This is a genomic window from Sphingomonas rustica (assembly GCF_039652585.1).
Lineage (GTDB): Bacteria > Pseudomonadota > Alphaproteobacteria > Sphingomonadales > Sphingomonadaceae > Sphingomonas > Sphingomonas rustica.
Map to the genome: position 1 here is coordinate 376,469 of NZ_JBDIZK010000001.1, position 20,090 is coordinate 396,558.

A 20,090-nucleotide genomic window follows, 5' to 3' on the forward strand; every position below is an offset into this window, starting at 1 on the left:
GTGCTCCCTTATTCGGCCGCGACGGCGGTGGGAGCGGAAGGACCATCGGTGTCCTGCCAGGTCTCGGCGATGCGCTTCTCGAGCTCGTCGACGAAGATCTGGTTGTCGGCGGTGATCTCCTCGACGCGGCTGAGCAGGTAGTTATAGCCGAACAGGGCGGGGATTGCGACGGCGAGGCCGGCGACGGTGGCGAGCAGGGCTGCGGCGATACCCGGCGCGATCGCGTTGATGTTGACCTCGCCCGCGGCGGCGACCGAGGCGAAGGTGATCATCACGCCCAGCACCGTCCCCAGCAGGCCGATGAACGGGCCGCCCGAGATGGCGATGGTCAGCAGCACCATCTGCTTGTTGAGCCTCTGGCTTTCGCGGACCTGGCCGGCATCGAGCGCGGAGCGGATCGCCGCGATCGACTGGGCGCGGATCGCGAAGCGGCTGCCGCTTGCGCGGCCTTCGCTCAGGCGATCGGTCAGTTCCCGCCGGCCGATCTGGTAGAGGCGCCCGAGTGTCGAATGCGCAGCGCCGGCACCCGGTTCGAACGCGGGCAGGCCGTCATGGTCGCCGCTGCGCCGCGCCTGCCGCCCATAGGCGTCTAGGAAATCGTCATTGGCAGAACCGACGCGGCTGAGCAGCAACCCCTTCGAGATCATCACCCAGAAGGCCAGCGCCAGCATGATGCCCAGGATGCCGATGACAATCCACGCATCGAGGGTGAGCGCCGAGAACAGGATGCCGAAATAATTGTGGCCGCCGGTCTCGACTTGCTCGGCGGTGTCGGTCGTCACCAGCTTGGCCCCCTGGCCCTCGCTGGCTGCCGCCAGCTGGAACGCCGCCTGCGGCAACGCGGCGGCGGCGACGCGGAATTCGTCGATCTCGCCGGCAAAGCCCTGCCCGACCAGCGCAGCGCCGGTCGCCGCGGCAAGCGCGCCTGCGGTCTCACCGGCGGGCTGGCCGTTGATGAAGAGGACGGTCTTCGCGCCGTCATTGACCAGCGCGACATTCGCCCAGGTCCCGGCGGGCAGCGCGGCGCCGGCGCTGCGCGTACCGGCTGCATCGATGAACAGCTGGCCGCCCTGCGACACCAGGCTGACGCTGCCCGGCAGGGTGAAGAGCGTGCCGTCGCCCTTGGGCTTTACCCAGAAGCTGACCGACAACGGGCCCGCCGCGAAGGCGGAGGCCGGCACGGTCATCGGCACGCTGCCGTCCAGCACCAGACTGTTGCCGATCAGCCCGCCAGCATTGCGCCCTTCGCCGCCGCCGGCATTGGCGCCATTTGCAGTCGCATCGCGCGGGCTGCCGGCATTGCCGAAATGATAGACCAGTCGATAGTCCGGGCCGAAGGTGCCGGCGATGTCCTGGCCGGCGGCGGCGGTCTTGTTGCCGTAATAGACGTAGAGCGACGCCGCCTGGCCGGGCTGGAGCGCCTGGACATCGACCCAGATCAGCGCCTGCTGATCCTGCGGGCTCCACTTCTCTATGTGGAACTTCAGTGGGGTCCGGTCGTCGCCCCCGACGAAGCGCAGGTCGGAGCCGTCGGGCTTGGCGTCGGCGAAGTTGAAATTGCCCTGGTGCAACCGGATCAGCACCGGTGCCCGCGCGACCTCGCCGGTGATCCCGGCGGCAGCGACGTTCAGGTTGATCCGGGTGCGGTAGGCATAATCGGCCTCCCACCAGGCATTGGCAGGCGCAGCCGGCAGGATCAGCATGGCGGCGGCGATGACGCCCCCGAGAGCGCCCTTCTTGAGACGCGAGGTCACGGACATCAGAATTCCCCCCAGAGGCGAAAGCGAGCGAAGATCGACCCGGACTCGCTGTCCGGACCGGAGGTGAGCGGCGTGCCGATATCGACCGCGCCGTTGAGATAGGAGAACAGGCGGACCCGGCCGCCGACGCCGACGCTGGACAGCGCGAAGTCGGAATCCTGTCCGATCAGCGGGCGATGAATGCCGCCGAGTCCCGAATCGAGGAACAGGTGCAGCCGCAGCTCGTCGAGCGGCCCGCCAATCCGCGGGCCGAAATCCGGCGATCGCAGTTCGGTCTGCAGCGCGACGCCATAATCGGCCAATGCTTCGGACTCGTAATAGCCGCGCACCGACGACATCCCGCCCAGGCTGAAGCCTTCATTGGAAATCAGCGGATCGGGCGACCATTGTCCGCTCAGCCGGCTGTTGAACTGCAGCCCGCCGAAAATGTCGGCGGTGTGCGACGCGTCCAGCTTGACGGTGAAAAAGCTGGGGCGGGCGCCATAGCGCTTCGCATCGAACCGCTCCCAGCCATCGCCCAGCCCGCGGAATCCGAAAATCGTCGACAGCGTGACGTCGCTTCGCCGGCGCTCGCTGTTCCAGTCGCCCCGCCATGACGCCGTGACCGGGAAATATCGGATCGGCGCGGAGGCGCGGTCGGCGCCCAGCAGCACGTCCTCGCCGAAATCCTTCCAGTCGATGCCCACGGTCAGCGAGTGGTAAAAGCCCTCGCGACTGCCCAGCGACCGGATCAGCCGGCCGCCGACGATATTGCCCTTGCCGATCACGCTGGTGCCGCCGACCACCGCGATGTCGCTGTCCGAATGGACCCCGTAGATCAGAAGCTGCGTGCCCTGGCCCAGGCGCATCAGGTAGTTGCCCGACAAGACCGTACCGTCATCGGGACGCCGAGGCGCGGTCTGTGCCGAGATCGACAGGCTGTCGCCGCGCCCCCACATATCGTCGTAGCGCAGCGTCCCCGACACCCGCAGATCGGTGGTCGCCGCCGACGAGAAATTGTTGATCTCCGCCGAGGCGTGGAGCGGCGAGCTCTCCTCCACCTTCAGCACCACATCCAGCGTGCCCGGCGCGACGCCGGCGCGAAGCTCGGGCGTCACCCGGCGGTTGGCATCCTGGTTGAGCGCGACGACATCGCGCTGGAATTCGGTGAGATTGGGGGTTTGGCCCGGGGCCAGCGAGGGTGCCTGGGCGCGCACCGCATCCGGTCGCTTCGTTCCCTCGACCAGGACCTGGCCGATCGCCTGGGACTGGACCTCCAGCGTCAGGATGCCGCCGTCCACCGACTGTTCGGGGATGAATACCGATACCGCGATATAGCCGGCATTCTCGAACGCCTTCTGCAGCGCGGCGCGAGCCTGCTCGACATCCTCTGCGGTCTTGTCCGGCCCGGTAAAGGGGTAGATTGCGCGCTCGACGGTATCGGGCGGGAGCACCTTGTTGCCTTTCACGGCGAAGGCGCGAATCTCGAACCTGGCCGCGTCGGCGGGCGGCTGGGCCGCATCCTGCGCCCACGCCGGTCCCGCGCTCCCGATGGCGATGAGCATCGCGCCCAGTCCGGCCATGCCGCCGCTGCAACTTCTTACGATCGTCACGATCTATCCCCCGCCGCCGGTCCGCAGCCAGAGGGCTGGCGGATGGCGGACCCACGTCCGTCGCCGGGGTGAAGCGCGCTACGGCTTCCATCGTCCCGACACCGCGGCCATAAGAGCCGATGACGCCGATTCTCAAGTATCAATGCGGCAGCGCACAATCGCTCGTGCGCTTCTTCCAGTTTCGACTAGAGTATATGAAGCTTAGGTGACAGAGACGGTCAGCAGACAATCGAAGCCCGCGCCGATCCTCAAGGAAGATCGGAGACATTACATTGAAATTCTATTGAACGAACAGCTCTCTCAGGGCCACAGGAGCGACCTGTTGCCGAACGTCATATCGCACTGAACAGCATTCATCTTGAATACTGCTCGCGACCTCCCTTGAATGCATTGGCACGGGTCTGGGTCGGCGTCTCGGCGAACCGCTGCTGATAGGCGCGGGCGAGCAGGGCCGCCCCGCCGAAGCCGGCCGCTTCGCCCAATTGTCCAACCGAGCGGGTCTCGTTCCCGCTGCGCAACCGCTCTCGCACCCAATCGAGCCGCACATCGCGCACGACATGGGTGACCGAGGTACCCAGGCAGGCCCGGAAATTCTTTCGCAGAGTCGCGACCGTCACGCCGGCGAGCGGCGCGAGGTCGGCGACGGTCCAGGCCTTTTGCGGATTTGCCCGGATATGCCGGATCGCCCGCAGCACCGACCCGGCGACCGGGAAGGCGGCCTTGGCAAGCCCTTCCCGCTCGAGCGCCCGCACCAGGCTGATGCACAGCAGGCGTTCCCGCGCCGGGTCGCCCGCCTCACCCGCCACCGGACCGCTCATCCAGGCGGGGCGATCGCTCCACGCGAACGAGCAGGCGATGCTCGCCAGTCGGCGCGGTTCATCGAACAGGGTCGAGGCAACCGCCTGGATCGCGGGACGAGGAAGGGAGAGAATCAGACCGTCGGAGTCCGTATGCCAGACGCATCGCACCTCGTCCGGCCGGGCGAGGAGGAGTGCCCTGCCCTGCTCCACCTCATGGCGTCCGTCGACCGTCCAGACCGTTACCGAGCCACGCACCGGCACGACGACATGGACCATCCCGTCGGTCGGCGCGACCATGACCGACGACGCCGTCGCCGCGCGGCCGCCGGTTTTACATCGGCGTCCGGGGCTCGGGCGTCCGGGGCTCGTGGCGCTGAAGCCTGTCGGGGCGCGGCGTACGGGTTCGATCATATCATGCATGAAGCTGTCCTCGTGGATAAGACTGCCGTCGCCCGATCGAACGAAACGCTTTTTTCGGTGCCGCGCATTTTTCCCGATCCGGCACGCCCGCCTTCCGGTTCCGGGCCGACTGTCACACGAAAGTGATATTCGCCGTCTATGCACCCTCGCGAAAGGCGGCGAGGTGTGACAACGGGCGGCTTCAAACCGCACATCAGTAGTCGGATCGCAGGGTTCCTGCTGTCGGGCGCGGTGCATCTCGCCGCGGGCCTGGCGCTGCTCTACGCCAGCCTTCAGGGGGCATCGCCTCAGGGTGCCGCCGGCGACGATCGCGGCCGCGCGATGATCGTGGAGTTGATCCCGCTGGACCAGCCCCCGCGCACGAAGGGGACCGATCAGGCGGAACGGCAGGGCGCGTCTCCGACACCGCGGGCTCGTCCCCAGCCCCCCCTTCGCCAGATTGCGCAACCCGTGCTTGCCGGATCGATCGGTACCGGCCCGTCAGGCTCACCGCCCGCCGCTTCCGAAGCAGCGCCCGGCGACATGCGGCAATTGTCCGACCTGCCGAGTTCCGAACTCACCGCCTATCGACAGCGCCTCGAAACCCATTTGGCGCGGTATCGCATCTTTCCGGCCGCCGCCCGCGCTGCCGGACGCGAGGGCGTCGTGACGGTCCATTTCCGGATGACGCGCGAAGGCCGTGTTCGCGACGCATGGGTCGAGGCCAGCTCGGCGTTCGGCGACCTGGACGCGGAGGCGCTGGCGGCGATCCTGCGTGCCCAGCCACTTCCCATGTTGCCCCAGGGCTGGCCAGCGGAGATCGATGTCAGCCTGCCGGTGACCTTCCGGCTGGGATGAGGCCAAGATCGGGTCCTCACGGCCAGCGATTGACCGGCACCCTCGCCGGCGCTGTCGCGCTGGCCGCATGCCTGGTTTCGGGCGCGGGCGGCGCATCCGCGCAGGCGGCGCCGGTCAGCTATCGCTTCGACATCGCCCCGCAGCCGCTGGACAGAGCCCTGGCCGAACTCGCGACGGTAAGTGGCGTCGACATCGCCTATCGGCAGAGCCTGGCGGCGGGACACAAGTCGGGAACCGTCCGCGGCACATACCCCGCGCCGGTCGCGCTGCAGATGCTCTTGCGCGGGACGGGTCTGGCAGCGCGCTTCACCGGCCCGCGGGCCGCGATCATCTTCGAGGCGGAAACGACCGACGCGCCCGCGGCGAACCGCAGCGCAACGTCCCGTGGCGGCCCGTCGCTCCGTCTCGACATGGCGGTCGTGCGAGCTCCCGCGACGATCATCGGAACCCGTGATCGCACCGCGCACCGCGACTATGCGATGGCGGTCCAGAACGAGGTTCGCGAGTGGCTGCGCGTGGACGGGGCCTATCGCGGGCGCGCCTTTCGGCTGCAACTTCGCCTCTCGGTCGATCCGCGCGGGGTTCTGCATGACGTGATGATCACCCGCCCCACCGCCGATCAAGCATGGGATCGGCATGTGGTCCGGATTCTCGCGAACCGCCCCTTGTCCACATCGCCGCCGCCCGACCTGACCGGGCCGCTGGCCTTCGAAGTGGTGTCCGATCGGGTGCCGGACGAATCGCCCAGGCCTTGGCCGCGTCGACCATGACCGCGAAATCCAGTCGAGCGACGCTGCGCGACGCGCTGGTCGACGGCTATGCACAGCTGCGCGACCGGCTCACCGCCCGGCTCGGCTCGCGCGATCTTGCCGGCGAAGCGCTTCATGAGACCTGGCTGAAACTTCACGGCGCGACCGAACTCGAGCCGGTGAGCGACCCCGACGCCTATCTCTATCGAGCAGCCATCAACACCGCATCCACGCTCACGACAGGCCGGCGACGCATCCTTGGCGACGCCGAGATCGACGAGTTGATGCAGGTCGCAGACGATGCGCCCGACCCCGAGCGCGTCGCCATCGGGCGCAGCGAACTGGCGCATGTCTGGAAGGTGATCGGCGACCTGACACCCCGCCAGCGGCATGTCTTTATCGAAAGCTTCACCGGCACGCTGACCCATGAAGAGCTGGCCGCGCACTATGGGATCAGCGTCCGGATGATCCAGATCGACCTGCGCGAGGCGATCCTGCTGTGCGCACGCCGGACGCGGCGCCAGACTTCCTTCGCGCGCGGTACGGCGCGGGTATCCACACGATGAGCAGGAAACGAACCGATGACGATGCCGCCCAGCATGTGCCCGGGACCGCGGCGAAGGTGAGCGGCGTCGTCGCTTCGCAGGACGACCGCCTGCTGGAGGAGGCCGCCGACTGGCTGGTCAGGATGATCTCCGGCAGCGCCACGGCGGATGATGCCGACCGGCTGGCGAAGTGGCGCGCGCAGAGCACCGCGCACGAGGCTGCCTTTCGAGAGGTCGCCGGCGTTCGCAGCTATGCCGATATCGCGTCCCGCACCCGCAAGCCGGTCGATCGTCGCGCGATCCTGTCCGCGGGCGGCGGCGCGCTTGCGGTCCTGATCGGCATCGGCGTCGCCCGCCCGCCGCTCGGGCTGTGGCCCTCCTATGGGGAGTTGATGGCCGACCATCGCACGCCGGTCGGCGGCCGCCTCGCCCTCCACCCCGTGGCCGGGGTCGATGTCGAGCTGAGTTCTCGTACCGCGGTTTCGCTGGTCGACAACGGGCGCGGCATCCGCCTCATCGCCGGCGAAACCTATGTGGCTGCGCGACCGTCGGACGGCATGTTCAGCGTCCAAACCGACCGGATGCGAGTCGATGGACAGGATGCCGAGTTCAACGTGCAGGTTCTGGTGAACCGACAGCGCGTCTCCTGCGTCAAGGGGACGGTGCGTTGCGACACTGGCGGCCGGGTCACGACGCTGATCGCGAATCAGGCGATGACCTCGGGTCCGGACGGGACCAGGCAGATGACGGTGGACGCGGCAAAGGAAAGCGCGTGGCGGCGAGGCCTGCTCATCTTCGACGGCACACCGCTCGCGGAAGTCGTCGATCAGATCAATCTGTACCGGCCGGGCCGCATCATCCTGACCGATGCGGCGCTCCAAGAGATCCCGCTCAATGCGGTGTTCCACATCGCCAATATCGACAACTCGGTCACCCAGATCGAGCAACTCGCCAACGTCCGCGCGCGCTATATGGCGGGCGGGGTCGTCCTGCTCGGCTAGGCACCTTATCCGCAGCGTCGTGGCATTGTCGTCCAGCAGGATGCGGGGGAGCGGCGGGCCAGGTGCTACATCGCAGCGCCAGGACGGCCGGGACCCGTCGATCAAGAGAGCAAGGACGGTCTCGGTTCGATCCGCAGCGAAGAAACTGGCGCACCCGACAGGATTCGAACCTGTGGCCTCTGCCTTCGGAGGGCAGCGCTCTATCCAGCTGAGCTACGGGTGCGTGGAGGAGAGCGCCTAGCAAAGCGAAGCGGACTGCGCCAGCCCCGACTTCACTGCTATTTCATCCGCGTCAGGCGTCGCCCCCGGCCGACGCAGGCGCCGCCTTGCCCCTGGGCGCCGGCGTCTTCGGCTTGAAGGCGCACAGATCGGCAACGATGCAGCGCCAGCATTCGGGCGTGCGCGCCTTGCAGACATAGCGGCCGTGCAGGATCAGCCAGTGATGCGCGTGAAGGCGGAAGGGTTGCGGCACCGCCTTTTCCAGTTTCAGCTCGACCGCCAGCGGGGTCTTGCCGCGCGCCAGTCCCGTGCGGTTGCCGACGCGGAAGATATGGGTGTCGACCGCGAAGGTCTCGCGCCCGAACGACACGTTCAGCACCACGTTCGCCGTCTTGCGTCCCACGCCCGGCAGTTTCTCCAGCGCCTCGCGGTCGTCGGGCACCTGGCTGCCATGATCGGCGACCAGCGCCTCGGACAGCGCGATCACGTTCTTCGCCTTGGTGTTGAACAGGCCGATCGTCTTGATGTGCTGCTTCAGCCCGTCCTCGCCCAGCGCCACCATGTCCTCGGGCGTCCGCACCTGCTGGAACAGCCTGCGCGTCGCCTTGTTGACCCCGGCGTCGGTCGCCTGCGCCGACAGCACGACTGCGACGAGCAGCTGATAGCTGTTGCCCGATTCGAGTTCGGTCTCCGGATGCGGATTGGCCTCGGCCAGCCGCTGGAAGAAGTCGAAGACCTGCGCCTTGTTCATCCGCGGCGGCTCAGACGCCCAGCACCTGGTCCATCGAATAGCGGCCCGCCGGCTGGCCTGCGAGCCACAAGGCCGCCTGCACCGCGCCGCGCGCGAAGATCGCGCGATCGTCGGCGCGGTGGGTCAGCTCGATCCGCTCGCCGTCGCCGGCGAAGATCACCATATGATCGCCGATGATCGCGCCGCCGCGCACGCTCGCCAGGCCGATCGTCCCGCCCGCGCGTGCACTGACCGTCCCGGCACGGTCGGTGACCCCGGCCTCGGCCAGCGTCGTGCCCAGCCCTTCGGCAGCGGCAGCGCCCAGCATCTGCGCCGTACCCGAGGGTGCATCCACCTTGTTGCGATGATGCGCCTCGACGATCTCGATATCCCAGTTCTCGCCCAGCCGCGCCGCGGCTTCGCGCACCAGCCGCGCGAGCAGGCCGACGCCGAGCGAGGTATTGCCCGTCTGAAGCACGGCGATGTCGCGCGCGGCGTCATCGATCAGCGCATGCTGGCGCTGTGACAGCCCGGTCGTCCCGATCACGATCGGCGTCCGCGCGGCGCGCGCTGCTGCCAGATGCGGCTCGATCGCCGCGGCCGCGGAGAAGTCGACCAGCACATCCGCCTTGCGAGCGATATCGCCGGGATCGTCCATCATGTCCGCCCCGCCCGCGATCCGCGCACCCAGCGACGGGGCCACCGAAGCGATCGCCTGGCCCATCCGGCCCAGGCTGCCATAGATACCGATACTGATGGTCATGCCTGCGCTGTTCGCACGAAGCGGGTATCGAGAATAGCGGTTTTCTCTCGTCGTCGCGGAAAGCCTCGCTGCGCAGCAATTGACGCGGTAGGATCGCGACCATGCCGAGCCATCCCCGCAACATCGTCATCCTCACCGGCGCGGGCGTCTCCGCCGAAAGCGGCGTCGCGACCTTTCGCGGACCCGGCGGATTGTGGGAGGGCCAGCGCGTCGAGGATGTCTGCACACCTCAGGCGTTGGCGCGGGATCCGGTGCTGGTGCATCGCTTCTATGACGAGCGCCGCGCGAAGCTGGCGGAGGTCGAGCCCAATGCCGCGCACCATGCGCTCGCGCGGCTCGATGCCGAATGGGACGGCGAACTGCTGCTGGTCACGCAGAATGTCGACGACCTGCATGAGCGCGCCGGATCGAAGCGGCTGCTGCACATGCATGGCGAGCTCAACTCGGCCTTGTGCGCCGCCTGTGGCAAGCGCCAGCGCTGGGAGGGCGCGCTCCCGCCGGGCAGCGCCTGCGGGTCGTGCGGCGCACCGCTACTGCGGCCCGACATCGTGTTCTTCGGCGAGATGCCCTATGCGATGCACGTCATCGAGCGCGCGCTGGGTGCCGCCGACCTGTTCGTGTCGATCGGGACGTCGGGCGCCGTCTATCCGGCGGCGGGCTTCGTCCACTCCGCGCGGCGGAGGGGGATCAACACGCTCGAGATGAATCTCGATCCGTCCGAGGGCAGCACGATGTTCGACGACAGTCGGCGCGGCCCGGCGGGCGAGCTCGTTCCGCAATGGGTGGAATCGCTGCTGCGCTGACGCTCCGAGCGTCAGCGGTTGCGGATCACTCGACCCATTCCAGCCCGATCTCGCGGTACAGCGAGCGGTCGTCTTCCCAGCCCGGCCGCACCTTCACGTGCAGATACAGGTGCACCGGCACGCCCATGATCTGCGACAATTCCTTGCGCGCGCGGGCGCCGATTTCCTTGATCCGGGTGCCGCCCTTGCCAAGGACGATGGCACGCTGGGTCGCGCGGCCGACCAGGATCTGCTGGTGGATCTCGACCGAGCCGTCCTCGCGCTCCGAATATTTCTCGGTCTCGACCGCCGAGGCATAGGGAAGCTCGGCGTGGAGTTGGAGATAGAGCTGCTCGCGGGTCACCTCCGCCGCGATCATCCGGTCGGTCGCGTCGCTGACCTGGTCTTCGGGGAAGTGCCACGGGCTTGCGGGCATGCGCGCGGACAGGGCCGCCTTCAGCTCCGCCACCCCGTCGCCGGTCGTCGCGCTGACGAAGAAGGTCTCGCTGAACGCCAGCGATTCGTTGAGCTTCGCGGCATGGCCGAGCAGCTTCGGCTTATCGGCGATGTCGACCTTGTTGAGGATCAGGATCAACGGCTCGGGCCGGCCCCTCAGGCTCTCGATGACCTGCCGAACCTTGGACCCGATTCCGCCCTTGGCATCGACGACCAGCGCGATCGCGTCGGCGCCGTCGGTCCCCTCCCATGCGGCGGCGACCATCGCCCGGTCCAGCCGGCGCTCGGGATCGAAGATGCCGGGCGTGTCGACCAGCAGCAGCTGCGTGTCCCCCTCGATCGCGATTCCCATCAGCCGGGCCCGGGTCGTCTGTGCCTTGGGACTGACGATCGCCACCTTCTGGCCGACCAGCGCATTGACCAGCGTGGACTTGCCGGCATTCGGCGCGCCGAGCACGGCGACGAGGCCGCACCGCTGGGGAGAGTCGGGGGAAGTGGCAGGATCGGTCACGTCAATGTCTCTTGGTTGCGCCCGAAATGCAGGCGGGAACGCGGGACCGGAGTCGTCCGCTGAATGGGCTCCCCTACTCTCGTTCGTGGGAGATTGTCGAACGAACTGATCCCGAGCGCCCTCGGGCATGCCGGCGCCCCTCGCCCGACCGTTGCCGGCGACGCTCGCGCGTCGCTCAGTTGTCCTCGTCGTCGCCCGGCACCGCCAGCGGCACCGCCATCAGGCGGCCCAGGCGGGAGCGCAGGTCGGACAGGTCGCGACCGACCAGTTGCTGCTGCGAGGTGAAGCTGACCGAGCGCGGGTTCACCGCGACGCCATTTCGATAGAGTTCGTAATGGAGGTGCGGGCCGGTCGACATGCCGGTCGATCCGACCGCGCCGATCTGCTGCCCCTTGCGCACGCGCTGGCCCGAGCGGACCAGGATGCGGCTCATATGGCCATAGCCGGTGCCATAGCCGCCCGAATGGGCGAGCTTCACGAAATTGCCGTATCCGCTGCTGCGGCCTGCGAACTGGACCACGCCATCGGTGGCGGCATAGACCGGCGCGCCCCAGGGGGCGGCAACGTCGAGGCCCTTGTGCATCCGGCTATAGCCGAGGATCGGGTGGCGGCGCATGCCGAAGCCCGACGAGATGCGGCCGGCCGCGGGCATCGCCATCATGCCGGTCATCTCGCCGCGGCCCGATCCGTCGAACCAGCTGTCGCGCCCGTCGACGGTCATGCGGACCAGCTGGAGCTTGTTCGCGCAGCCGCCGATGCCGGCATAGAGAATGTTGCCCATGCGGACTTCGCCGGTTTCGGCGCGCGCCTGCTCGACGATGATGTCGAACTTGCAGCCCGATCCGACCCGGCCGACCGGAACGCGCGAGTTGATCGAGCGGATATAGGCCTCGACCGCCTTGGCCGGGGCCCCGGCCGCCCGGGCCGAGCGATAGAGGCTGGCGCCGAAATTGCCCTGGACGCGCAGCGGCGTATTGTCGATGCGGATGGGGATCTCGACCAGCGAGAGCTGGCCCTGGTTGCGCACGACCTTCACGCTGAGGTCGAACCGCGCGCGAAACTCGACTTCCTGCAGCGGACGCGGCTCGGTGCGGGTCGCGCGCCGGCCCAGGGTGATGTCGAGCGGGGTGCCGGCGGGGATGTCGCCGAGCGCGATGGCATTGCCCAGCAGTTCGACGACGCGGTCGGAATCGCCGCCGCCGACACCGGCCCGCTTGAGCGCACCCATCAGCGTACCGCCCGAGGCGAGCTTTGCGGTGACGTTGATCAGCGGGCGCTCGGGCGTGTCGCTGAGCGGGGCGACCAGCGCCGTCGCCGCCATGCGGTGGCCGGTCCCGGCGCCCTGCGACAGCGGCTTGATCGCCTGGGCACGGGCGGCCTGCCACTCCTCGCCCTGCAACGCGGCGGGGACATGGCCGTAGATCGGATTCTCGAAGCCGGGCGAGACGAGATAGGCAAGCGCGCACAGGCCGATGCAGGTCGCCGCGCCGCGAAACCAGGTGACGGTGCCGATATCGGCACCCAGATCGGGGGTCAGGTCGAGGTCGGCGATGCGCTCCGCCAGGCGCGAGCGCAGCACGAGCGCCTTGGACGTCGCCGCGGGGGCGCCGTGCGAGCGTCCCGACGGCCCGCTGCCGTCGGCAAGGTGATGGTCATTGCGCAAATACAAGGCGCGCTGCCCCCAAAAGATCGTCGTCGAACATACCGACACCCCCGGCATCGGTGCGATCAGTGTAAACACGATTGGTTAAAGTCAAATTATCGCACCCCCGAGCAGGGGAGCGTGCGACAAGCCGTGCCGGCACGCGGTTGAAGGGTTGCAATCGCCAATATCTTCAACCGCTTGACCGCCGGTGGAGCGATTCACCAGTCGGGGGAGTTGCGTAAGGCCCGGCTTGGAACGACATTCCCCTGGCATATGAATCGGTTCGCGCGTTCTCCCATTACGGCGGTGCTTGGTCCCACCAATACCGGCAAGACCCATCTGGCGGTCGAGCGCATGGCCGGCCATGCCAGCGGGATGATCGGCTTCCCGCTGAGGCTGCTGGCGCGCGAGGTCTATGACCGGGTGGTCCGGATGAAGGGCCCGGCCGAAGTCGCGCTGCTGACCGGGGAAGAGAAGATCCTGCCGCCCAAGGCGCGCTGGTTCCTGTGCACCGCGGAGAGCATGCCGGTCGACAAGGATGTCGCCTTTGTCGGTCTGGACGAGGCGCAGATCGGCGCCGACCCGGAACGCGGCCATGTCTTCACCGACCGGCTGCTGCGCGCGCGCGGGCGCGAGGAGACGATGATCCTGGGATCGGATTCGCTGCGGCCGATGATCAAGGCGCTGGTGCCCGATGCCGAGATCGTCGGCCGGCCGCGCTTCTCGACGCTCAGCTATGGCGGGGCGAAGAAGCTGTCGCGCCTGCCGCGCCGCTCCGCGATCGTCGCCTTCTCCGCCGAGGAAGTCTATGCCGTGGCCGAGGCGCTGCGCCGGCTGCGCGGCGGCGCTGCGGTGGTGATGGGCGCGCTGTCGCCGCGCACGCGCAACGCCCAGGTCGCGATGTTCCAGGCGGGCGAGGTCGATTATCTGGTCGCGACCGATGCGATCGGCATGGGGCTGAACATGGACGTCGCCCATGTCGCCTTCGCCTCGCTCCACAAGTTCGACGGTCGCCGCCAGCGTCGGCTGACGGTGGCCGAAATGGCACAGATCGCCGGTCGCGCGGGACGGCACCAGCGCGACGGCAGCTTCGGCGCGCTGCACGAACAGGGGCCGGAATCGTTCACCCCCGAGGAGATCCTGGCGATCGAGGGACACCGGGTGCCGCCGCTCGAGAAGCTGTACTGGCGCGACGGCGAGCCCGACCTGTCGACGCTCGAGGCGCTGATCGGCAGCCTGGAGCGCAAGCCCGACCTGCCGGTGCTGCGCGCCGCGCCCGAGGCGGTCGACCTGGCGGTGCTCAAGCGGCTGGCGAGCGAGCGCTGGGTGCGCGACCGGGTCCGGTCGCCGCGCATGGTCGCGCGGCTCTGGGCCGCGTGCGGCCTGCCCGATTTCCGCAAGCTTGGCGCCGACCCGCATGCGCGCTTCGTCGGGCGCGTGTTCGGCCATCTGAGCGAAGGCAATGGCCATCTGCCGCACCAGTGGTTCGCCGACGAGATCGCGCGGCTCGACAATATGGCCGGCGATGTCGAGACGATCGCGGGTCGGATCGCCGCGATCCGGAGCTGGGCCTATATCGCGCACCGCGCCGACTGGCTGGAGAACCCGGTCCACTGGGCCGAGCGGACCGGCGCGATCGAGGAGAAATTGTCCGACGCGCTGCACGCCAGCCTGACCCAGCGCTTCGTCGACAAGCGGACCACGGTGCTGCTGCGCCAGATCGGCGCCGATGCGTCGAACCTGCCGGTGACGATCGGACCCGAAGGCGAGGTGACGGTCGAGGAGCATAGCCTGGGCACGCTGGAGGGGTTCCGCTTCAGCGTCGACCCGTCGGCCCGCGCCGCCGACAAGCGCATGCTGCTGGCGGCGGCGGAGAAAAGGCTGGCGGGGGAGTATCGCAAGCGCGGCGCGGCGCTGATTGCGGCGCCGGACGCGGACCTGTCGCTCGGCGATTCGCTGGAGCTGCTGTGGGGCGGATCGATCGTCGCGCGGATCCAGCCCGGCGCGACGCTCACCCGGCCGAAGATCGCGCTCGACCGGGCGCTCGACGTGCTCGACGCATCGGCGCGTCAGGCGGTGCAGGTGCGGCTCGATCGCTGGTTCGCCGACCGGCTGATGCGCCACCTGCCGGTGCTGGCGAAGCTGGATGCGGCGACGCGTGATCCGGCGGCGGGGGCGCCGCTGCGCGCCATTGCCGGCGTCCTGATCGAAGCGGGCGGGCTGTTGCCGCGACGCGCGGCGGGCCCGATGGTCGAGGCGCTCGATCCCGCCGCCCGGCATGCACTGCGCGTCATGGGGGTGACGATCGGCACGCTCGACCTGTTCGCGACCGGGTTGCTGAAGCCCGCAGCGGCGCAGTGGCGGCGGATGCTGATGGGGCTCGGCGAAGGTCCGAGGCCCGGGGCGACGGTGCTGCCGCGGACGGCGCCCGGCGCCAGCCTCGATCACGGCTATCGCCCGCTCGGCGCCCAGGCGGTTCGGGTCGATCTGGTCGAGCGGATCGCCCGCGCCGCGCATGACGCGCGCAAGGGTCGCAAGCCGTTCGCGCCCGATCCGGCACTGGCGACCTCGATGGGGGTCCAGCCCGAGACGCTGTCGCGGCTGATGGCGCAGCTCGGCTTTCGCAGCGCGCGGGTGGCCGAAGGACAGCCGCCGCGCTGGATCTGGCAGGGACTGGTTCCGCAGGCGAAGCCCAAGGCGCCGCCGCGCGACAATGCCTTCGCCGCGCTGGCCGATCTGGAATTCGGCAAATGAGCGACGCGATGCGGCTCGACCGCTTCCTGTGGTGGTCGCGCATCTCGGCGTCGCGCAATTATGCCCAGTCGCTGGCCGAGAGCGGGCATTTTCGCGTCAACGGTCGCCGGATCGAGCGTGCCCATGTCCCGGTGCGGGTGGGCGACGTGCTTGCCTTCCTGACCCACCAGGGACGCGTCCAGATCGTGCGGGTCGAAGCGCTGCCCACCCGGCGCGGCCCCCCGGCCGAAGGCCGCGCCTGCTACCAGGAACTGGTCACCGGCGGGCAGGCGACAGCGGCGGGCGGTAAAGCTGAGAACGGCTCGCATGAAGGTCCAATTGATTGACGCGCCCCGGACGCGGGCATAGCAGGGGCCGTTCGAACACCTGCCTGGTTGAATAGGGGCCGATTTCCATGACCTACGTCGTCACCGATGCCTGCATCCGCTGCAAGTATATGGACTGCGTCGAGGTGTGTCCGGTCGACTGTTTCTACGAGGGCGAGAATATGCTCGTCATCAACCCCAGCGAGTGCATCGACTGCGGCGTGTGCGAACCCGAATGTCCGGCCGAGGCGATCCTGCCCGACACCGAGAACGGGCTCGAGAAGTGGCTGGAGCTCAACCGGGTCTATTCGGAAAGCTGGCCCAACATCACCCAGAAGACCGACGTGCCTGCCGATGCCGACGAGATGAAGGGCGTCGAGGGCAAGTTCGAGAAATTCTTCTCGGCAGAGCCCGGCACCGGCGGCTGAGATCGCGGGCAATCGGTTGCGTTGCCCGCCCCGAAATGACCCGGTTTGTTACGCACATGCGCAGATTTCTGCGCGTGTTAGCGCCGTAACGCTGGTAATTTTATTGCAAACGTGTTAAATCCAACGCTGACGGAGGCCGTTGAAGCCTTCGCCCGGAGTACGCACAGATCATGCCCCGATTCGCATCCCGTCCGCGCGCCGCGCGCCTGGGTTCTTCCTGGCTCTATCGGGGCTGTTAATTCACGGAAAGGCTGTACGCAATATGGCTGCCAAGGCGCTGTCCTTCGATGTCGGCGATTATGTCGTTTACCCCAAGCACGGCGTGGGCCGTGTGATCGAGCTCCAGAAGCAGGAAATCGCGGGCATGCAGCTCGAGCTGTATGTCCTGCGGTTCGAAAAGGAGAAGATGACGCTCCGCGTTCCGACCAACAAGGCCGAGAGCGTGGGCATGCGCAAGCTGTCCAGCGACAAGACCCTGCGCGAGGCGCTGGAAACGCTGAAGGGAAAGCCCAAGGTCAAGCGCACCATGTGGTCGCGCCGCGCCCAGGAATATGAAGCGAAGATCAATTCGGGCGACCTGGTGTCGATCGCCGAAGTGGTCCGCGACCTGTTCCGCGCCGACGACCAGCCGGAGCAGAGCTATTCCGAGCGCCAGATCTTCGAGGCCGCCGCAAGCCGCCTCGCCCGCGAACTGGCCGCGATGGAAGAGACCGACGAGCCGGCTGCGCTCGAGAAGCTGCTCGACATCCTGCGCAAGGCCGCGGCGATCCACAACAAGGACAAGGTCCCGGCCTGACGCCGGACCCGGTCCGAGGGATCGAGTCGAAACAGGCGGCGGCGGGGAAACCCGCCGCCCCCTTTTCTTTGTCGGACGACGGGTGTATTATATTAGCAATACACGATGGAGATGTTTCGATGCGCACCCTGCTCCTGGCCCTGTCCGCCCTGCCGCTCTCGGCCTGTCATGCCGACGGCATCACGGGCAACGGCACAGCGGCCGATGCCGTCCCGGCGACGGGCAGCGGCACCAGCCGGACCTTTGCCGCAAGGGATTTCGCCGGCGTGACGCTCGTCGGTCCCGACGACGTGGTGGTCACGCATGGCGCCGCCTTCTCGGTCAGTGCCGAGGGCGATGCGAAATCGCTCGACCAGCTGGAGATCGCGGTGCGTGGCGGCTCGCTGACGGTCGGGCGCAAGCGCGAAGGACTGGGCTGGAGCGGGTCCACCACCGGCAAGGTGACGGTACACGTCACGCTGCCGAAGCTGACCAGCGTCAGCCTGACCGGCGCCGGCGACCTGACCGTCGACCGGGGCGAAGGCGATTTCGATGCCAAACTCACCGGCGCGGGCAACATCCGGATCGGCACGCTGGCGGCGGGATCGGCCGGGTTCGACCTGACCGGCCCGGGCGACATCACGGTGTCGGGCACGGCCGACCGGATCCAGGTCGACATCAACGGCCCGGGCGATTTCGACGGCCGCGGCCTGACCGTGAACGGCGCGAAGATCGGCATTGTCGGGCCGGGCAACGTCCATGCCGCGGTCAAGGGCGACGCCGATGTATCGATCACGGGTCCGGGCGATGCCGTGCTGACGGGCGGCGCGAAATGCCGGGTCAGCGGGATGGGCCCCGGCGAAGCGCGCTGCAGCTGATGCCGCTTGCCTGAGCATCGGTGCGGTGCGACGCTGATGCGATGTACCGGCTCGCCCCCCTGCTGCTGCTCGGCCTGACCGCATCCGCCGCGCCGGTTGCGCAGGACCGGACCTTCCTGGTTTCCGGATTCGACCGGCTTCGCGTCGACGGGCCGTTCCAGGTCGAACTCGTCGTGGGGCCGACCCGCGCGACCGCGACCGGCGACCCGCAGGCGCTGCAGCGGCTGCAGGTCCGGGTCGATGGCGGGACGCTGGTGGTCGGCGCCGGGACGGATGGCTGGGGCCGTGCGACCGGAGCGACGGTAGCGCCGCCGCGAATCACCCTGTCGACTCCGGCGCTGCGCACGGTGCTGGTCAATGGCGGCGGCCAGGTCCGCGTCGCGGCGATGAAGGGCGCGCGGATCGACCTGGGGCTCAACGGCGGCGGATCGCTTGCCGTGGCGGGGATCGACGCCGCCGACCTGGGCATCACGCTGACCGGCACGGGCACGATGACGCTGGCGGGAAGCACGCGGCAGGTTCGGGTGCGATCCAATGGCGCGGGGTCGATCGATGCGGCCGGCCTGACCGCCGGCGATGCGGTGCTGGTGTCGGAAAGCTCGGGCCGGCTGCGGATCGGCGTGCGCTACAGCGCGCAGGTCTTCGCGATGGGCCTCGGCCCGGTCGAGATCGACGGCAAGCCCGAATGCCGGATCAGCGGCAGCGGCCCGGTGCGATGCGACGGGCGGGTGACCCGGCACTGAGGCCGGGTCGCCGCACCTGCCCGGTCAGGGCTGGGTCGCGAGCAGATAGGTCTGGCGCACCGCGTCGATCGGCTTGAGCCCGTCCTCGGCCTCGTAATGCCAGAAGGTCCAGCCGTTGCACGACGGCGTCCCCTGCACGGTCGCGCCGACCTTGTGGATCGATCCCGTGGCGTCGCCGCAGCGCAGCGAGCCGTCGGCGCCGATCTCGGCCTGGAAGCGGCGCTTGGTGTCGAACAGCCGCGTGCCGGGGGCCAGATAGCCATTCTCGACCAGCGTGCCGAAGGCGACGCGCGGCGCGCCCTTCGGCGCCTGCATCGTGCGCAGCGCCGATTCGTCGAGCGGCAGCGCGGCCTCGATCCGCTCGATGGCGGCGGCGCAATAGCCCGGCTCGCGCTCGATTCCGATCCAGTGGCGGCCCAGGCGCTTGGCGACGGCGCCGGTGGTGCCGGTGCCGAAGAACGGGTCGAGCACGACGTCGCCCGGCTTGGTGCTGGCGAGCAGGACGCGGTAGAGCAGCGCCTCTGGCTTCTGCGTCGGATGGACCTTCACGCCGTCGCGCTTCAGCCGCTCCTGGCCGCCGCAGATCGGGAATTCCCAGTCCGAGCGCATCTGGAGCTCGTCGTTGAGCGTCTTCATCGTGCGATAGTTGAAGGTGTAGCGCGACTTCTCGCCCATCGACGCCCAGATCATCGTCTCGTGCGCGTTGGTGAAGCGGGTGCCCTTGAAATTGGGCATCGGGTTGGCCTTGCGCCAGACGATGTCGTTCAGGATCCAGAAGCCCAGGTCCTGCACCGTCGCGCCGACGCGGAAGATGTTGTGATAGCTGCCGATCACCCAGATCGTGCCATTGTCCTTCAGGATACGGCGCGCCTCGGCCAGCCATGCCTTGGTGAAGGCGTCATAGGCGGCGAAGGAATCGAACTTGTCCCAATCGTCGGTGACGGCATCGACATGGCTGCCGTCGGGACGGCTCAGGTCGCCGCCCAGCTGGAGATTATAGGGGGGATCGGCGAAGATCATGTCGATCGACTTGGCCGGAAGCGAGCGCATGGCCTCGATGCAGTCGCTCATCAGGATGCTGTCCAGCGGAAGCTCCGCGACGCTTTCCTGAACCGCGCTTGCCGCCTTGCGACCGCGCGTTCCGACCTTTTCCAATACGCCCATCTTAACCTTCCCCTTGCCCGGAACCCGCGGTTTCGTGCGGCGGAGCGGCATTCGTCAAGCGTGTTTTGGTTAAGCGGAAACCTGCCTAAATCCCTAGCTAGGAAGAACATTCCGGGACCGTGCCACATGTTGAGTCTGAAAGTTATCCACAGGCGCAAGGGGTGGGGGTGTGGCACGAAAGACTCACTCGCCTCGCGCCGCGATTATGCTAGTCGGGGCGGACGAGAAGGGGC

General features: G+C 68.3%; 19 protein-coding genes and 1 tRNA gene. 11 read left to right on the top strand and 9 right to left on the bottom strand.

Annotated features, from left to right (window positions below; all coding sequences use genetic code 11):
• Positions 1 to 8: 8 nt before the first annotated feature.
• The 3 genes from TPR58_RS01645 to TPR58_RS01655 form a co-directional block, all read right to left on the bottom strand.
• A complete protein-coding gene (locus TPR58_RS01645) occupies positions 9 to 1,760 on the bottom strand; it encodes a DUF2341 domain-containing protein (RefSeq protein ID WP_346244858.1) in 1,752 nt (583 codons plus the stop codon).
• The gene (locus tag TPR58_RS01650; protein WP_346244859.1) at positions 1,760 to 3,352 is read right to left on the bottom strand and encodes a ShlB/FhaC/HecB family hemolysin secretion/activation protein; all 1,593 of its coding nucleotides are present in this window, start codon (positions 3,350 to 3,352) and stop codon (positions 1,760 to 1,762) included. Before TPR58_RS01650 ends, TPR58_RS01645 begins: the two co-directional genes overlap by 1 nt.
• Positions 3,353 to 3,705: 353 nt before the next feature.
• Positions 3,706 to 4,572, bottom strand: coding sequence for a helix-turn-helix transcriptional regulator (locus TPR58_RS01655; RefSeq protein ID WP_346244860.1), 867 nt, complete (start codon positions 4,570 to 4,572; stop codon positions 3,706 to 3,708).
• Positions 4,573 to 4,737: 165 nt separating this feature from the next.
• Here TPR58_RS01655 and TPR58_RS01660 point away from each other — a divergent pair, with 165 nt between their 5' ends.
• Genes TPR58_RS01660 through TPR58_RS01675 form a run of 4 tightly spaced genes read left to right on the top strand, consistent with a single transcriptional unit; the run spans position 4,738 to position 7,704 of the window.
• Entirely contained in the window at positions 4,738 to 5,409 is a 672-nt protein-coding gene (locus tag TPR58_RS01660) for an energy transducer TonB family protein (RefSeq protein ID WP_346244861.1), read from the top strand.
• Between the two features lie 29 nt (positions 5,410 to 5,438).
• Entirely contained in the window at positions 5,439 to 6,179 is a 741-nt protein-coding gene (locus TPR58_RS01665) for a hypothetical protein (RefSeq protein WP_346244862.1), read from the top strand.
• Positions 6,176 to 6,724, top strand: a complete 549-nt coding sequence (locus tag TPR58_RS01670; RefSeq protein ID WP_346244863.1) for an RNA polymerase sigma factor — start codon at positions 6,176 to 6,178, stop codon at positions 6,722 to 6,724. Before TPR58_RS01665 ends, TPR58_RS01670 begins: the two co-directional genes overlap by 4 nt.
• A complete protein-coding gene (locus TPR58_RS01675) occupies positions 6,721 to 7,704 on the top strand; it encodes a FecR family protein (protein ID WP_346244864.1) in 984 nt (327 codons plus the stop codon). Before TPR58_RS01670 ends, TPR58_RS01675 begins: the two co-directional genes overlap by 4 nt.
• Positions 7,705 to 7,850: 146 nt before the next feature.
• On the opposite strand, the gene TPR58_RS01680 is transcribed toward TPR58_RS01675, so the two are convergent.
• From TPR58_RS01680 to dapB, 3 genes are all read right to left on the bottom strand, one after another.
• A tRNA-Arg gene (locus TPR58_RS01680) sits at positions 7,851 to 7,927 on the bottom strand.
• A 69-nt stretch (positions 7,928 to 7,996) separates the two neighbouring features.
• A complete protein-coding gene (gene nth, locus TPR58_RS01685; RefSeq protein ID WP_346244865.1) occupies positions 7,997 to 8,674 on the bottom strand; it encodes an endonuclease III in 678 nt (225 codons plus the stop codon).
• Positions 8,675 to 8,684: 10 nt separating this feature from the next.
• Positions 8,685 to 9,416, bottom strand: coding sequence for a 4-hydroxy-tetrahydrodipicolinate reductase (gene dapB, locus TPR58_RS01690; RefSeq protein ID WP_346244866.1), 732 nt, complete (start codon positions 9,414 to 9,416; stop codon positions 8,685 to 8,687).
• 101 nt (positions 9,417 to 9,517) lie between these two features.
• Here dapB and TPR58_RS01695 point away from each other — a divergent pair, with 101 nt between their 5' ends.
• Entirely contained in the window at positions 9,518 to 10,219 is a 702-nt protein-coding gene (locus TPR58_RS01695; protein ID WP_346244867.1) for an NAD-dependent deacylase, read from the top strand.
• Positions 10,220 to 10,244: 25 nt separating this feature from the next.
• Here the strand turns inward: TPR58_RS01695 and era are convergent, their stop codons facing one another.
• A complete protein-coding gene (era, locus tag TPR58_RS01700) occupies positions 10,245 to 11,165 on the bottom strand; it encodes a GTPase Era (RefSeq protein ID WP_346244868.1) in 921 nt (306 codons plus the stop codon).
• A gap of 175 nt (positions 11,166 to 11,340) precedes the next feature.
• Positions 11,341 to 12,834, bottom strand: a complete 1,494-nt coding sequence (locus TPR58_RS01705; RefSeq protein WP_346244869.1) for a peptidoglycan DD-metalloendopeptidase family protein — start codon at positions 12,832 to 12,834, stop codon at positions 11,341 to 11,343.
• Positions 12,835 to 13,083: 249 nt separating this feature from the next.
• Here TPR58_RS01705 and TPR58_RS01710 point away from each other — a divergent pair, with 249 nt between their 5' ends.
• The 6 genes from TPR58_RS01710 to TPR58_RS01735 all read left to right on the top strand — a co-directional run bounded on the left by TPR58_RS01710 (position 13,084) and on the right by TPR58_RS01735 (position 18,693).
• A complete protein-coding gene (locus TPR58_RS01710) occupies positions 13,084 to 15,564 on the top strand; it encodes a helicase-related protein (RefSeq protein WP_346244870.1) in 2,481 nt (826 codons plus the stop codon).
• On the top strand, positions 15,561 to 15,890 hold the full coding sequence (locus TPR58_RS01715) for a S4 domain-containing protein (protein WP_346244871.1): 330 nt from the start codon (positions 15,561 to 15,563) through the stop codon (positions 15,888 to 15,890). Before TPR58_RS01710 ends, TPR58_RS01715 begins: the two co-directional genes overlap by 4 nt.
• Positions 15,891 to 15,958: 68 nt before the next feature.
• A complete protein-coding gene (fdxA, locus tag TPR58_RS01720) occupies positions 15,959 to 16,297 on the top strand; it encodes a ferredoxin FdxA (RefSeq protein ID WP_346244872.1) in 339 nt (112 codons plus the stop codon).
• Positions 16,298 to 16,559: 262 nt separating this feature from the next.
• Entirely contained in the window at positions 16,560 to 17,093 is a 534-nt protein-coding gene (locus TPR58_RS01725) for a CarD family transcriptional regulator (protein WP_346244873.1), read from the top strand.
• A 119-nt stretch (positions 17,094 to 17,212) separates the two neighbouring features.
• Complete coding sequence (locus TPR58_RS01730; RefSeq protein ID WP_346244874.1) at positions 17,213 to 17,950, top strand: head GIN domain-containing protein; 738 nt, start codon at positions 17,213 to 17,215, stop codon at positions 17,948 to 17,950.
• A 41-nt stretch (positions 17,951 to 17,991) separates the two neighbouring features.
• Positions 17,992 to 18,693, top strand: a complete 702-nt coding sequence (locus tag TPR58_RS01735; RefSeq protein ID WP_346244875.1) for a GIN domain-containing protein — start codon at positions 17,992 to 17,994, stop codon at positions 18,691 to 18,693.
• Positions 18,694 to 18,717: 24 nt separating this feature from the next.
• Here TPR58_RS01735 and TPR58_RS01740 read toward each other — a convergent pair whose 3' ends face one another.
• Complete coding sequence (locus TPR58_RS01740) at positions 18,718 to 19,857, bottom strand: site-specific DNA-methyltransferase (RefSeq protein ID WP_346244876.1); 1,140 nt, start codon at positions 19,855 to 19,857, stop codon at positions 18,718 to 18,720.
• Positions 19,858 to 20,090: the final 233 nt, after the last annotated feature.

Bases quoted from the DNA above. Each gene is read 5' to 3' on its own strand.
- TPR58_RS01655 (WP_346244860.1), bottom strand. From the start codon at position 4,572: ATGCATGATATGATCGAACCCGTACGCCGCGCCCCGACAGGCTTCAGC.
- TPR58_RS01645 (WP_346244858.1), bottom strand. From the start codon at position 1,760: ATGTCCGTGACCTCGCGTCTCAAGAAGGGCGCTCTCGGGGGCGTCATC.
- TPR58_RS01740 (WP_346244876.1), bottom strand. From the start codon at position 19,857: ATGGGCGTATTGGAAAAGGTCGGAACGCGCGGTCGCAAGGCGGCAAGC.
- TPR58_RS01715 (WP_346244871.1), top strand. From the start codon at position 15,561: ATGAGCGACGCGATGCGGCTCGACCGCTTCCTGTGGTGGTCGCGCATC.
- TPR58_RS01670 (WP_346244863.1), top strand. From the start codon at position 6,176: ATGACCGCGAAATCCAGTCGAGCGACGCTGCGCGACGCGCTGGTCGAC.
- TPR58_RS01695 (WP_346244867.1), top strand. From the start codon at position 9,518: ATGCCGAGCCATCCCCGCAACATCGTCATCCTCACCGGCGCGGGCGTC.
- TPR58_RS01730 (WP_346244874.1), top strand. From the start codon at position 17,213: ATGCGCACCCTGCTCCTGGCCCTGTCCGCCCTGCCGCTCTCGGCCTGT.
- TPR58_RS01675 (WP_346244864.1), top strand. From the start codon at position 6,721: ATGAGCAGGAAACGAACCGATGACGATGCCGCCCAGCATGTGCCCGGG.
- nth (WP_346244865.1), bottom strand. From the start codon at position 8,674: ATGAACAAGGCGCAGGTCTTCGACTTCTTCCAGCGGCTGGCCGAGGCC.
- fdxA (WP_346244872.1), top strand. From the start codon at position 15,959: ATGACCTACGTCGTCACCGATGCCTGCATCCGCTGCAAGTATATGGAC.
- TPR58_RS01735 (WP_346244875.1), top strand. From the start codon at position 17,992: ATGTACCGGCTCGCCCCCCTGCTGCTGCTCGGCCTGACCGCATCCGCC.
- dapB (WP_346244866.1), bottom strand. From the start codon at position 9,416: ATGACCATCAGTATCGGTATCTATGGCAGCCTGGGCCGGATGGGCCAG.
- TPR58_RS01725 (WP_346244873.1), top strand. From the start codon at position 16,560: ATGGCTGCCAAGGCGCTGTCCTTCGATGTCGGCGATTATGTCGTTTAC.
- TPR58_RS01710 (WP_346244870.1), top strand. From the start codon at position 13,084: ATGAATCGGTTCGCGCGTTCTCCCATTACGGCGGTGCTTGGTCCCACC.